This window comes from Clostridium sardiniense (assembly GCF_019753795.1).
GTDB lineage: Bacteria > Bacillota > Clostridia > Clostridiales > Clostridiaceae > Clostridium > Clostridium sardiniense.
In genome coordinates this window covers 65,510-79,013 of the sequence record NZ_JAIKTU010000003.1, presented here as the reverse complement: position 1 = coordinate 79,013, position 13,504 = coordinate 65,510, and the positions used below count along the sequence as shown (strand labels likewise).

Here is a 13,504-nt window from a genome sequence, read left to right as displayed (position 1 = left end):
TATTAATATGAAAAAGATATTTGTTTTAGGTGCAGGAACTATGGGAGCTGGAATTGTTCAAGCTTTCGCACAAAAAGGTCACGAAGTAATAGTTAGAGATATTAAAGACGAATTTGTTGAAAGAGGAATCGCAGGAATTAACAAAGGTCTTACAAGATTAGTTACTAAAGGAAAAATGACAGAAGAAGTTAAAGAAGAAATCTTAGGAAGAATTTCAGGAACAACTGACATGGCTTTAGCTGCAGATTGCGACTTAGTTGTAGAAGCTGCAATAGAAAACATGAAGATCAAAAAAGAAATCTTTGCTGAGTTAGATGAAATCTGTAAACCAGAAACAATCTTAGCTTCAAACACTTCATCATTATCAATAACAGAAGTTGCATCAGCTACAAAGAGACCAGATAAAGTTATCGGAATGCACTTCTTTAACCCAGCTCCAGTAATGAAGCTAGTTGAAATTATTAGAGGAATAGCTACAAGCCAAGAAACATTTGATGCTGTTAAAGAGTTATCAATAGCAATCGGAAAAGAGCCTGTAGAAGTTGCAGAAGCTCCAGGATTTGTAGTAAATAGAATATTAATCCCAATGATAAATGAAGCATCATTTATTCTTCAAGAAGGAATAGCTTCACCAGAAGACATAGATACAGCTATGAAATATGGTGCAAATCACCCAATGGGACCTTTAGCTTTAGGAGACTTAATAGGATTAGATGTTTGCTTAGCAATCATGGACGTTTTATATACTGAAACAGGAGATACTAAGTATAGAGCATCAAATATCTTAAGAAAGTATGTAAGAGCTGGATGGCTTGGAAGAAAGACTGGAAAAGGATTCTTTGATTATAGCAAATAAGAGAAATTACCAAACTACACTACACTAATATAAGAAAAGTGACTTTTTTATGAATTGTAAAAAAGTCACTTTTTTTCTATATATTTATAGATTATAATTATGGTGGTAAATATTTTACACAAAAGATAAAAATAGGGGGACTACAAATGAATAAAAAGATTTTAAAGATTTTATCTTGTACTTTACTTACGGGACTTATATGTATTGGATATACGACTAAGGCCTATGCTTGGGATGGAAAAGAGGATGGAACAGGGACTCACTCTGTAATCGTTACTCAAGCTATTGAAATGCTTAAACACGATTTATCAAAGGATGAACCAGAAGCTATAAGGAATGATTTAAGTATTTTAGAGAAAAACTTACATAAGTTTCAATTAGGATCAACATTCCCAGATTACGACCCAAATGCTTATAGCTTATATCAAGATCATTTCTGGGATCCTGATACTGACCATAATTTTACTCAGGATAATAAATGGTATCTTTCATATGCTGTACCAGATAATGCAGAATCACAAACTAGAAAGTTTGCAACACTTGCAAAGAATGAATGGGATAAGGGTAATTATGAAAAAGCAGCTTGGTATCTTGGACAAGGTATGCACTATTTTGGTGACTTAAATACCCCATATCATGCAGCCAATGTAACAGCAGTTGATAGTCCAGGACATGTTAAATTTGAAACATATGCAGAAGAAAGAAAAGATACATACAGATTAGATACAACAGGATATAATACAGATGATGCATTCTATAAAGATACATTAAAAAATGATAATTTTAATGAATGGTCAAAAGGATATTGTAAGTACTGGGCAAAGAAAGCTAAAAATCTATACTACAGTCATGCGACTATGAGTAATAGCTGGGATGATTGGGAATATGCAGCTTCTCATGGTGTTGGAAACGCACAAAAGGGTGTTGCTGGATATTTATACAGATTTTTAAATGATGTATCAAATAAGGATGCAGTAGATAAAGATTATGATCTTAACGAGATAGTAGTTATGATAAAGACAGCTGATGTACAAGATGCCGGAACTGATAATTATATTTATTTTGGAATTGAAACTAAAGATGGAGTAAAAGAAGAATGGGCTTTAGATAACCCGGGGAATGATTTTACAAGAAATCAGGAGGGGACATACACATTAAAATTAAAGAATAAGAATACTAAGTATAGTGATATAAAGAATATGTGGATAAGAGATGAGAAACTTACTGTTGCTACAGATGGATGGAAACCAAGTTATGTGAAAGTTATAGCTGGTGATAAGGTTAGACTTGAAAAAAATATTAATGAATGGATTTCAGGTGGCACAACATATACTTTAAAATAAAAATATTTTAAATGATAGGAAGAGATAACAGGATGTGTTATCTCTTTTTATATATTCTAATAAAATGCTTAAAGCATTAAGATATTTATTTCAATCTAAGGTAAGTATGAGTATGTATGGATTAAAAAAAGAAAATGGAAAAATTCTATTTTTAATAGTTAGAAATTGAAAAATAGAAATAGAATATTAACAACTAGGAAAAGATAAAAGGGAGGATAAATCTTAAAAATGTGTTATAATTAACAAAAGTAATTAATTGATAATAATTAGTAGGTGAAAGAATGTTAATTGATAGTGCAATAAAGTTTTGGGATAAGAAATATGATTTAAATTGTGCAGAATGTATTTTGTATGCTGCAAATGATGAATATGATTTAAATCTTTCAAAGGATGCTTTAAAAATAATGGCATCATTTGGTGGTGGAATGAGTATAGAAGGAATATGTGGTGCAGCAACAGGTTCATTAGCTGTAATAGGAGTAATGTTCACAAATGAAAGAGGTCATGAAAGCCCAATAGTTAGAGCGTTGTCATCAGAATTTCTTAGAAGGTTTGATGAAGAATTAGAAACTTTAAACTGTAGTGAGCTTAAGGGAAAGTTTAATGATACTGATAGAAGGTGTACTACTATGATTAAAACTGCAGCTTCAGTATTAGGCGAAATAATAGACAGAGAAATAAATAATAAATAGTTAGAAAAGGTGAGGAGATATATGGATTATAAAAAGGCTATATATGAAGATAATAAAGTTATATTAGAAGGTGTCAGGAACTTCAATATAAAACAAATATTAGAGTGTGGGCAATGCTTTAGATGGGAAAAGAAAGCAGAGCTTGATTACATAGTAATTGCATATGGAAGAGTAATCGAAGTAGTGCAAGAAGATGATAAAGTTACAATTTTAAATTCAAACGAAGAAGATTTTAAAAATATATGGTTTGAATATTTTGATTTGGAAAGAGATTATTCAAAAATTAAAGAAGAACTTTCAAAAGATGAAATACTAAAAAAGTCTGTTGATTATGGATATGGAATAAGAATATTAAACCAAGAGCCATTTGAGCTTGTTATAAGCTTTATAGTATCAGCAAGAAATAGCATACCTTCAATTAAAAAGACAATCAAAAAGATTAGTGAAAGATGGGGAACTGAAATAGAGTACAAAGGTGAGAAGTTCTATACTTTCCCAACTCCAGAAATGATAAAGGATGTAACTGAAGATGAGATAAGAGAAACAGGAGCTTCATTTAGAAGTAAATATATTGTAGATACAGTAGCTAATATAAATAACGATTTAGACAATTTAGAAGGCATATATAACCTTGAAAGAATAACTTCTTTAACTGATGATGAGTGTCATACAGCACTTCAAGAATTTAAAGGGGTAGGAGCTAAAGTTGCAGATTGTATAATGTTATTCTCAATGAGTAAATATTCAGCATTCCCAGTTGATGTATGGGTAAAGAGAGCTATGATGCATTTCTATAATGCTGAGGAAGGTTCATTAAATAAGATAAGAATATTTGCTAGAAATGAGTTTAAAGATTTATCAGGATTTGCACAACAATATCTTTTCTATTATGCTAGAGAAAATAATATAAAGATAGATTAACATAATATAAAAATATATTAATAGAGTATAATAAAATGAGTTTAATTTAAGTATATAGACATACTTAGATTAATCTCTTTTTTTATTGTAGAAGTATAGATAGATAAATATAGTTATAATACTTCTAGGATTATTAAATTATGGCGCAGAAGCCACAATTCTTGGAACTGTATTTACAATAATTCAATCTTACATTTTAAAGTACTTATTAAATAGAACTAATTTTAATAGTGAAGTAGTAGAAATCTTAGAGTAGAATATAAAGTTATAGCTATATAGATGAGTTCATTTTATCTATATAGCTAATTAAAGTTTTATTATCTTCTCTTTTTTCTATTTTTAGCCTTTTTTATTGGGATTATAGTTTCTCCAGGCATTTTTACTATAAAATTTAGATACTTCTTTATATTATCATCATCTTTAAGTCTTGCAATTGAAAATAATCTTGCTGCAAGTTCCTTGTTAGTATAAAGAGCATGAATTTGAGTATGACACATTCTACAAAGCATAGCAGTTGAGTAATGTTTTCCACCCTTTTCTTTAGGTATAAGGTGGTGTTCTGTTATTTCAGGAACTTGTCTATCACACAATTGGCATATCTGTTTCTCTGTCAAATAAATTCCCCCTTTTAAGAAATTTACAATAGTATTATATCAATAAATATATTCATAATCAAAAGAATAAATTAGAAGAAAACACAATTTATACACATAATTAATAGAAATTAAATGTAAAATTTATAGAGGAACAATTAATGTTTAGGAGGGATTATGTTTCAATTTGAAACTCAGCTAAATAAATTAAAACATGAGATTTTAACAGAGGTTGCAAAGCTAGCTAAAGAAGATAAATTAACTAAAGAGGAAATCGAAAAGATACCTTATAGAATTATAAAAGGTGACAAAGCTCTTTATAGATGTTGTGTGTATAAAGAAAGGGCAATAGTTCATGAAAGGGCAAAGCTTGCATCAGGATTTCTTTCAAATGGAGATTTAGAAGAGGATAATCTTATAGATATAAGACCAGATGAGCAGATTATATATGTAATTGAGGCTGCTTGCGATAGATGTCCAATAAATAAATATACAGTAACAGATTCTTGTAGGAATTGTCTTGCACATAAATGTCAAGAAGCCTGTAAATTTGGAGCAATTACTAATATAGGTGGAAGAGCGTATATAAATCAAGAGATGTGTAAAGAGTGTGGAATGTGTAAAAAAGCTTGCCCATATGATGCTATATCTGAGGTTATGAGACCATGCAAGAGAGCATGCCCTACTGGTGCTATAGAATTTGGTATAGAAGATAGGAGGGCTGTTATAAAGGAGGAAACTTGTGTCAATTGTGGAGCTTGTATGCTTGCATGTCCTTTTGGTGCAATATCAGACAAAAGTTTAATAGTTCCAGTTGCAAAAAGGCTTGCAAGAAAGAGAAAGATGTATGCAGTAGTTGCCCCTGCAATAACAGGGCAGTTTGGGATGAAAATTACTTATGGAAAGATAAAGAATGCAATTAAAAAATTAGGATTTGTAGATATGGTTGAAGCTGCATGTGGTGCTGATGGAGTAACAATACATGAATGTAAGGAATTTAAAGAAAGAATGGATAATGGAGATAAATATATGACTAACTCCTGCTGTCCAGCATTTTTAACATATATAGAAAATTTATATGGAGATCAAGTGAAAAATATATCAAATACAGTATCTCCAATGATTGCAACAGGAAGATTAATTAAAAAGAGAGATCCTGATGCAAAAGTTGTATTTATAGGACCTTGTACAGCTAAAAAGAGTGAAGCTGTAAAGAAAGGTATAAGTGATGCAATTGATTATGTAGTTACATTTGAGGAATTAACAGCACTGCTTGAAGCTTTTAATATTAATCTATGGGAATGTGATGATGAAGTGGTTAATGATGCTTCCATCTTTGGAAGAGGGTTTGGTGCCCATGGTGGATTAACTGCGTCTATTGAGAGTTTTATTAGAGAAAATAATATTGATACAGAATTTAAGCCTGTTAAAGTATCAGGTGGAAATGAAATCAAAAAGTCTATGGCCATGGCTAGAATAGGAAGATTAAATGGTAATTTTATTGAAGGAATGATGTGTGAAGGTGGATGCATTAATGGTGCAGGAACTATAGTGCCAGCACTTAGAGCTAAAGCTACGTTTAATAAAATAAATAATCTAGGAGAGAAGAAATTAATATCTGAAAATGAAACTATTGAAGAATTTGAAGATATTAATCTAGAGAGAAAATAAAATACAAAGAAAATAGTTATAAATTAAAGAGAATTAGAGTAATATAGAAATATATTACTCTAATTTGTTATAAATAATATATTTTGGGCAAAAATATTTTAATAAGTATTTGAATTTATTGGATAGAAAAGATATTATTATATTAGAATTAGCACTCGGTTAATGAGAGTGCTAATAAAAAGAGTTTTAAATAGACATATTTTAAGGAGGGGTTTTAAAATGGCTATTAAACCATTAGGAGACAGAGTTGTCATTAAAAATTTAGAAGCAGAAGAAAAGACTAAAAGTGGAATACTTTTAGCAGGATCAGCTAAAGAAAAACCACAAGAAGCTGAAGTAATAGCAGTTGGACCTGGAGCTATTTCAGACGGAAAGAGAATAGATATGGAAGTTAAGGTGGGGGATAAAGTCCTTTACTCAAAATATGCAGGAACAGAAGTTAAAGTAGACGGAGAAGAATATATGATATTAAAGCAAGAAGATATACTTGCAATAGTAGAGTAGGAGGTTTTTGTTATGGCTAAAATGATTAAATTTGGTGAAGATTCAAGAAGATCAATGCAAATAGGTGTAGATAAGTTAGCGGATACAGTAAAGGTTACGCTTGGACCTAAAGGAAGAAACGTAGTTTTAGATAAAAAGTTTGGATCACCTCTTATAACTAATGATGGTGTTTCAATTGCAAGAGAAATAGAACTTGAAGATCCATATGAAAATATGGGAGCACAACTTGTAAAAGAGGTTGCTACAAAGACTAATGATGTTGCAGGAGATGGTACAACAACAGCAACTCTTTTAGCACAAGCAATTATAAGAGAAGGACTTAAAAATGTAACTGCTGGTGCAAATCCAATGTTAATTAGACAAGGAATAAATATGGCAGTTGAAAGAGCTGTAGGTGAAATACAAGATATATCAAAGCCTGTAAATGGAAAAGAAGATATAGCAAGAGTTGCTTCAATTTCAGCATCTGATGAAACAATAGGTAAACTTATTGCAGATGCTATGGAAAAGGTAGGCAATGAAGGTGTTATAACTGTTGAAGAATCAAAATCAATGGGTACAGAACTTAATGTAGTTGAAGGTATGCAATTTGATAGAGGATATGTATCAGCTTACATGGTAACAGATACAGAAAAGATGGAATCACTTCTTGAAAATCCATATGTATTAATTACAGATAAGAAGATTACTAATATACAAGAAATACTTCCTATATTAGAACAAATAGTTCAAACTGGAAGAAAGCTTTTAATAATAGCTGACGATATAGAAGGCGAAGCTGTGGCAACATTAGTTGTTAATAAACTAAGAGGAACATTTACTTGTGTAGGAGTTAAGGCTCCAGGATTTGGCGATAGAAGAAAAGAAATGCTTCAAGATATAGCAATTCTTACAGGTGGAGAGGTTATTTCAGAAGAACTTGGAAGAGATCTTAAAGAAGTAACAATAGACATGCTTGGAGAAGCTGAGAGCATAAAGGTAACAAAAGAAAGCACAACTATAGTAAATGGAAAAGGAAGTTCAGATGAAATTCAATCTAGAATAGGTCAAATAAAAATTCAACTTGAAGAGACATCTTCAGAATTTGATAAAGAAAAATTACAAGAAAGACTTGCTAAATTAGCAGGTGGAGTAGCGGTAATTAGAGTTGGTGCTGCAACTGAAACAGAACTTAGAGAAAGAAAGCTTAGAATTGAAGATGCACTAGCTGCTACAAAAGCTGCGGTAGAGGAAGGTATAGTACCAGGTGGTGGAACTGCTTATGTTAATGTTCTAAACAAGGTAGCAGATCTAACATCAGATGTATATGATACTAAAGTTGGTATTGATATAATAGTTAGAGCACTTGAAGAACCAATGAGACAAATAGCAACAAATGCTGGTGTTGAAGGTTCAGTAATTATAGAAAAAGTAAGACATAGCGAAGTTGGTGTAGGATATGATGCATTAAGAGGAGAATACAAGAATATGATAAAAGCTGGTATTGTAGATCCAACGAAGGTTACAAGATCAGCACTTCAAAATGCAGCATCAGTTGCATCAACATTCTTAACTACAGAAGCTGCAGTTGTTGATATTCCTAAGAAAGAAGAACCAATGGCAGCTCCAGGTGGAATGGGCATGGACGGAATGTACTAAACTTAGAAGTGATAAAAAGAGGTCTAAATAATTTAGACTTCTTTTTTTATTGTTCTTTATGATATAATTTTGTAAAAAAAAGGCAATGATTAAAATGGGAGTAGCTAATATGCTACTTTACAGTAATTCTAAGGAGTTTGATTTATGAAAGAAATATTAAAAAAGAAGAAAAAAGGCTTTACATTAATAGAGCTAATAGCTGTTGTAGCTATCATAGGAATATTAGCTAGTGTTTTAGTACCGAAGATTAATGGATATATGCAAGAGGCTAAAAAAACAAAGGTTATGGATCAATCAAGAAAGGTTTTATTAGCTGTAGAGAGTTATAACATGAAAAATGATAAGCCTGTTGATATTAACAATACAAATACTGTTGATACTGCACTTAGTAAAGCTTCAATTATAGAGTTCATTGACCCGGGTAAAGATAAAGCAACTGTTTTATCAAGTACACTAGATAAATTACCATCAGGTATGAAATTAGAAGATTGCAAATTAATTGTTGAAGATAGAAAAGATTTCACATTGAAGAATGAAGAAAATGGTAAAAAAGATATATTTGATTCAATGTTGAATGATTAAGCAGATTAATGATGATGAAAATTTAAATTAGTAAGATGAAGGAAATAAGAACCTGTTTAAGAAATTAACAGGTTTTTATTAAAGGATAGGGGAATATGATGGATTTAGTTATATGGTTAATAATATTCTTATTTGGATCAATAATAGGAAGCTTTTTAAATGTATGCATATTTAGGATACCAAAAGAAGAATCAATAGTATTTCCAGCATCACATTGTGGAAGTTGCAATACGAGACTTAAAGGAAAAGATTTAGTACCTATAATAAGCTTTTTAGCTTTAAAAGGAAAGTGTAGGTATTGTTATGATAAGGTATCTATTCAATATCCCTTAATAGAAGTAGCAACTGGAATTCTTTTTGTAATTGTGTATTTAAAGTTTGGATTAAGTATAGAATTTTTTAAATTTGTAACCTTAACATCAATCCTTTTAGTAATTGGAATTATAGATTATAAAACTCAATATGTATACTCTTCAGTAATAATAACAGGAATAATTTTGGGGATTATATTTTTAACAATAACTCTTATTACAGGTGAAAAGTCAAATTTAATAAATGTAGCTATAGGTGCACTTATACCAGCGATGATATTAGCAATAATTGTTTGGACAACTAATGGTATGGGGTGGGGAGACGTAGAGATTATATTTATGATCGGCATATTTTTAGGATTAAGACTAAATTTGTTAAATTTATTTATCTCCATAATTTTAGGCGGTGTATATGCAATTTACTTAATTATCTTTAAGAAAAGGAATGGAACAGAAGCCATAGCTTTTGGACCATATATTGTAGCTGCTACATTCATAACCTTTATATGTGGAAATCAAATTTTAGATTGGTATTTGGGAAACTTTTTTTATTAGTAAGTATTAGGTTAGAGGTTTTAGAAAACTTTAATAATTTGAGATGTGAATTAATAAACCATAATAAAAGAGTTAGGATAATATAAAAAAGAAATGACTAAATTATAAGAGTTTAGATCATTTCTTTTTAATTTAAAATTAAATCAAGAAAAAATTATAGTGTATGAGATATTTTAATCATGAAAGGTTTATTTCATATATAATAAAGTTAGTGTAAATATATGTTGATGTTTCATTTTATTAATAATTGCAATAATTCATTCAAAAAACATATTGACTTTAATTAAGATGTAATTTATAATTAGTTTAATTTTAAAAACGAAATGCACATTTAAAACTCGTATATCCCCTGAATATGGCAGGGAGTATCTACCGGGAACCTTAAATTTCCGACTATGAGTGGATTTAATATACCAAGGGGTTATACTAACCCTTATTGCATGAAAGCATATGGCATATTAACTTCACTTAGGAAGTTAATGTGCTTTTTTTATACATAAAATTAGGTAGAAAATGCAAGTTATCTTGCAGAAATTATTTTGTTATGAAAGTATTAGGTAAAATAGGGAGGATATAAAATGGCTAGAATTTTAAAACAAGCATACACTTTTGATGATGTATTATTAGTTCCAAATAAATCAGAGGTATTACCAAATCAGGTATCATTAAAGACAAATGTAACAAAGAAGATTGCATTAAATATACCTTTAATAAGTGCTAGTATGGATACAGTAACTGAATCAAAGATGGCAATAGCAATGGCTAGAGAAGGCGGTCTTGGAATAATCCATAAGAATATGAGTATAGAAGCACAAGCTAAAGAAGTTGATAAGGTAAAGAGACAAGAAAATGGAGTAATTACAGATCCAATATTCTTATCACCAGACAATACTCTACAAGATGCAGAAGAATTAATGGGACAATATAGAATATCAGGTGTTCCAATAACAGTTGACGGAAAGCTAGTTGGAATACTTACAAATAGAGATGTAACTTTTGAAGAAGATTACTCAAAAAAAATCTCAGAAGTAATGACAAGTGAGAATTTAATAACAGCGCCAGAAGGAACTACTATAGATGAAGCGAAAAAACTTTTAAAGAAGCATAAAATAGAAAAGCTTCCTTTAGTAGATGAAAATGGAATGTTAAAAGGACTTATAACAATAAAAGATATAGAAAAAACTAAGATATTCCCAAATGCAGCTAAAGATAGTAAAGGTAGATTATTATGTGGAGCCGCAGTTGGAGTAACAAAAGATATGATGGAGAGAGTTGATGCTTTAGTTAAAGCTAAAGTTGATATCATAACTATAGATACTGCACACGGACACTCAAAAGGAGTTTTAGAGGGGGTTAAGAAAGTTAAAGATAAGTATCCAAAACTTCAAATAATAGCAGGGAATATTGCAACAGCAGAAGCTACAGAAGATTTAATAAAAGCTGGAGCAGATTGTGTTAAAGTTGGTATAGGACCTGGATCAATCTGTACAACAAGAGTTGTTGCAGGGGTTGGAGTACCTCAACTTACAGCAGTTATGGATTGCGTTGAAATTGGTAAGAAATATGGAATTCCTGTAATTGCAGATGGAGGAATTAAGTATTCAGGAGATGTTGTTAAAGCATTAGCAGCTGGTGCATGTGCAGCAATGATGGGATCATTATTTGCAGGATGTGAAGAAGCTCCAGGAGAAGTTGAAATATTCCAAGGTAGAAGCTACAAAGTTTACAGAGGAATGGGATCTTTAGGAGCTATGGCTTGTGGATCAAAGGATAGATATTTCCAAGATGGAAATAAGAAGTTAGTTCCAGAAGGTATTGAAGGAAGAATTGCTTATAAAGGATCAGTTTCAGATACAATATTCCAAATGCTTGGAGGAATTAGAGCTGGAATGGGATACTTAGGGTCACAAGATTTAGATACTTTATATAACACAGCAACATTTGTTGTTCAAACATCAGCAGGACTTAGAGAAAGCCATCCTCATGATATTAATATGACAAAAGAAGCACCAAATTATAGCGTAATGAAATAGTGATATTATAATTTGAGTATTGAAATAACAAAATAAGTAAACTATAACTATGTATATAATAAATAACACGGAAATTTAAAGAAAAAGTATAGAGAAATTATAATTAAAACGAAAAATAAAGATAAATATGTAAAAAACATTCGTATTAGGAGGGATTTTTCTCTCCTAATATGTTATAATTAGTTATCAATAAAATGTAAAAATAGTAATATTTTAATTTAACATATCTAGGAGGAGCGCATGAAGAAAGATTTAGTTTTAGTTGTTGACTTCGGTGGACAATATAATCAACTTATAGCAAGAAGAGTAAGAGAATGTGGAGTTTATTGTGAAATAATTCCATATAGCTATACAATAGAAAAAATAAAAGAAAAGAATCCTAAGGGAATAATATTTACAGGTGGACCAAACAGCGTATATGGCGAAGGTGCACCAAGAGTGAACGAAGAGGTATTCAATTTAGGAATTCCTGTACTTGGAATTTGTTATGGAGACCAACTTATGGCTCACACTTTAGGTGGAAAAGTTGCTACAGCTCCAGTTAGAGAATATGGAAAGACTGAAATAAACTTAGACAATTCATCAAGATTATTTAAAGGAATAGACTCAAAAGATATCTGTTGGATGAGTCATACTGATTACATAAGTGAAGCACCAGAAGGCTTCAAAATAATTGCGCATACAGAAGTATGTCCAGTAGCTGCAATGGAAAATGAAGAAAGAAATCTTTATGGAGTTCAATTCCATCCAGAAGTAGAACATACTCCATTTGGACAAAAGATGATTCAAAATTTCTTACATGAAATTTGTGGATTAGAAAGTCTTTGGACAATGGCTTCATTTGCAGAAGATAAAATAAAAGAAATCAAAGAATTAGTTGGAGATAGAAAAGTTCTATGTGCATTATCAGGTGGTGTTGATTCATCAGTTGCTGCTATGATAGTTCATAAAGCTATAGGTCACAACTTAACTTGTATCTTCGTAGATCACGGTCTTTTAAGAAAAGATGAAGGAGATACTGTTGAGAGAGTATTTAAGAAAGAATTTGACATGAACATTATAAGAGTTAATGCACAAGACAGATTCTTAGGAAAGCTTAAAGGAGTTTCAGATCCAGAAACTAAGAGAAAGATTATTGGAGAAGAATTCATAAGAGTATTTGAAGAAGAAGCTAAGAAAGTTGGAGATATAGACTACTTAGTTCAAGGAACAATCTATCCAGATATCGTTGAAAGTGGAACTGATACATCAGCTGTTATTAAGTCTCACCATAACGTTGGAGGACTTCCAGAAGATATGGAATTTGATTTAATAGAACCTTTAAGAGAATTATTTAAAGATGAAGTTAGAGCTGTTGGAGAAGAACTTGGAATACCTCATAAATTAGTATGGAGACAGCCTTTCCCAGGTCCAGGACTTGCAATAAGAGTACTTGGAGATATAACAGAAGAAAAGCTTGAAATAGTTAGAGAAGCAGATGCAATTTTCAGAGAAGAAATAGCTAATGCAAATCTTGATGAAACTATATGGCAATACTTCGCTTGTCTTCCGAACATAAAATCAGTTGGAGTTATGGGAGATGAAAGAACTTACTGTCATACAATAGCACTTAGAGCTGTTACTTCAAGTGATGCTATGACTTCAGAGTGGGCAAGAATTCCATATGACTTATTAGATTTAGTATCAAGAAGAATAGTAAATGAAGTTCCAGGAGTAAACAGAATTGTTTATGATATAACTTCAAAACCACCAGCAACTATTGAGTGGGAATAAGATTTAAAATCTTTATAAACTAGATGAACACT

General features: G+C 30.9%; 12 protein-coding genes and 1 riboswitch. Of the genes, 11 read left to right on the top strand and 1 reads right to left on the bottom strand.

Going from position 1 to position 13,504, the window contains the following annotated elements; all coding sequences use genetic code 11:
* Positions 1 to 7: 7 nt before the first annotated feature.
* From K5V21_RS03825 to K5V21_RS03810, 4 genes are all read left to right on the top strand, one after another.
* The gene (locus tag K5V21_RS03825) at positions 8 to 856 is read left to right on the top strand and encodes a 3-hydroxybutyryl-CoA dehydrogenase (protein ID WP_221859347.1); all 849 of its coding nucleotides are present in this window, start codon (positions 8 to 10) and stop codon (positions 854 to 856) included.
* A gap of 146 nt (positions 857 to 1,002) precedes the next feature.
* The gene (locus K5V21_RS03820) at positions 1,003 to 2,199 is read left to right on the top strand and encodes a phospholipase C (RefSeq protein WP_221859346.1); all 1,197 of its coding nucleotides are present in this window, start codon (positions 1,003 to 1,005) and stop codon (positions 2,197 to 2,199) included.
* A 281-nt stretch (positions 2,200 to 2,480) separates the two neighbouring features.
* Positions 2,481 to 2,891 (top strand): C-GCAxxG-C-C family (seleno)protein, encoded by a 411-nt coding sequence (locus tag K5V21_RS03815; RefSeq protein ID WP_221859343.1) that lies wholly within the window; start codon positions 2,481 to 2,483, stop codon positions 2,889 to 2,891.
* A gap of 21 nt (positions 2,892 to 2,912) precedes the next feature.
* Positions 2,913 to 3,812 (top strand): DNA-3-methyladenine glycosylase family protein, encoded by a 900-nt coding sequence (locus K5V21_RS03810; protein ID WP_221859341.1) that lies wholly within the window; start codon positions 2,913 to 2,915, stop codon positions 3,810 to 3,812.
* A 317-nt stretch (positions 3,813 to 4,129) separates the two neighbouring features.
* Here the strand turns inward: K5V21_RS03810 and K5V21_RS03805 are convergent, their stop codons facing one another.
* Positions 4,130 to 4,426: an HNH endonuclease gene (locus K5V21_RS03805; RefSeq protein WP_221859339.1), complete on the bottom strand. Its 297-nt coding sequence runs from the start codon at positions 4,424 to 4,426 to the stop codon at positions 4,130 to 4,132.
* A 156-nt stretch (positions 4,427 to 4,582) separates the two neighbouring features.
* Here K5V21_RS03805 and K5V21_RS03800 point away from each other — a divergent pair, with 156 nt between their 5' ends.
* The 7 genes from K5V21_RS03800 (at position 4,583) to guaA (ending at position 13,472) form a co-directional block, all read left to right on the top strand.
* On the top strand, positions 4,583 to 6,076 hold the full coding sequence (locus tag K5V21_RS03800; RefSeq protein ID WP_221859337.1) for a 4Fe-4S dicluster domain-containing protein: 1,494 nt from the start codon (positions 4,583 to 4,585) through the stop codon (positions 6,074 to 6,076).
* A gap of 219 nt (positions 6,077 to 6,295) precedes the next feature.
* Entirely contained in the window at positions 6,296 to 6,580 is a 285-nt protein-coding gene (groES, locus tag K5V21_RS03795; RefSeq protein ID WP_204595756.1) for a co-chaperone GroES, read from the top strand.
* Positions 6,581 to 6,592: 12 nt separating this feature from the next.
* Entirely contained in the window at positions 6,593 to 8,218 is a 1,626-nt protein-coding gene (groL, locus tag K5V21_RS03790; RefSeq protein WP_221859334.1) for a chaperonin GroEL, read from the top strand.
* Positions 8,219 to 8,362: 144 nt separating this feature from the next.
* On the top strand, positions 8,363 to 8,800 hold the full coding sequence (locus K5V21_RS03785; RefSeq protein ID WP_221859332.1) for a type IV pilin protein: 438 nt from the start codon (positions 8,363 to 8,365) through the stop codon (positions 8,798 to 8,800).
* 95 nt (positions 8,801 to 8,895) lie between these two features.
* The gene (locus K5V21_RS03780) at positions 8,896 to 9,666 is read left to right on the top strand and encodes a prepilin peptidase (protein ID WP_245000636.1); all 771 of its coding nucleotides are present in this window, start codon (positions 8,896 to 8,898) and stop codon (positions 9,664 to 9,666) included.
* Between the two features lie 318 nt (positions 9,667 to 9,984).
* Positions 9,985 to 10,082, top strand: a riboswitch (purine riboswitch).
* A gap of 162 nt (positions 10,083 to 10,244) precedes the next feature.
* Complete coding sequence (gene guaB / locus K5V21_RS03775; RefSeq protein ID WP_221859330.1) at positions 10,245 to 11,699, top strand: IMP dehydrogenase; 1,455 nt, start codon at positions 10,245 to 10,247, stop codon at positions 11,697 to 11,699.
* 240 nt (positions 11,700 to 11,939) lie between these two features.
* Entirely contained in the window at positions 11,940 to 13,472 is a 1,533-nt protein-coding gene (gene guaA / locus K5V21_RS03770) for a glutamine-hydrolyzing GMP synthase (protein WP_221859328.1), read from the top strand.
* Positions 13,473 to 13,504 lie beyond the last annotated feature (32 nt).

Coding starts and splice junctions, on each gene's coding strand:
- guaA (WP_221859328.1), top strand. CDS start 11,940: ATGAAGAAAGATTTAGTTTTAGTTGTTGACTTCGGTGGACAATATAAT.
- guaB (WP_221859330.1), top strand. CDS start 10,245: ATGGCTAGAATTTTAAAACAAGCATACACTTTTGATGATGTATTATTA.
- K5V21_RS03810 (WP_221859341.1), top strand. CDS start 2,913: ATGGATTATAAAAAGGCTATATATGAAGATAATAAAGTTATATTAGAA.
- K5V21_RS03815 (WP_221859343.1), top strand. CDS start 2,481: ATGTTAATTGATAGTGCAATAAAGTTTTGGGATAAGAAATATGATTTA.
- K5V21_RS03800 (WP_221859337.1), top strand. CDS start 4,583: ATGTTTCAATTTGAAACTCAGCTAAATAAATTAAAACATGAGATTTTA.
- groL (WP_221859334.1), top strand. CDS start 6,593: ATGGCTAAAATGATTAAATTTGGTGAAGATTCAAGAAGATCAATGCAA.
- K5V21_RS03785 (WP_221859332.1), top strand. CDS start 8,363: ATGAAAGAAATATTAAAAAAGAAGAAAAAAGGCTTTACATTAATAGAG.
- K5V21_RS03820 (WP_221859346.1), top strand. CDS start 1,003: ATGAATAAAAAGATTTTAAAGATTTTATCTTGTACTTTACTTACGGGA.
- groES (WP_204595756.1), top strand. CDS start 6,296: ATGGCTATTAAACCATTAGGAGACAGAGTTGTCATTAAAAATTTAGAA.
- K5V21_RS03825 (WP_221859347.1), top strand. CDS start 8: ATGAAAAAGATATTTGTTTTAGGTGCAGGAACTATGGGAGCTGGAATT.
- K5V21_RS03780 (WP_245000636.1), top strand. CDS start 8,896: ATGATGGATTTAGTTATATGGTTAATAATATTCTTATTTGGATCAATA.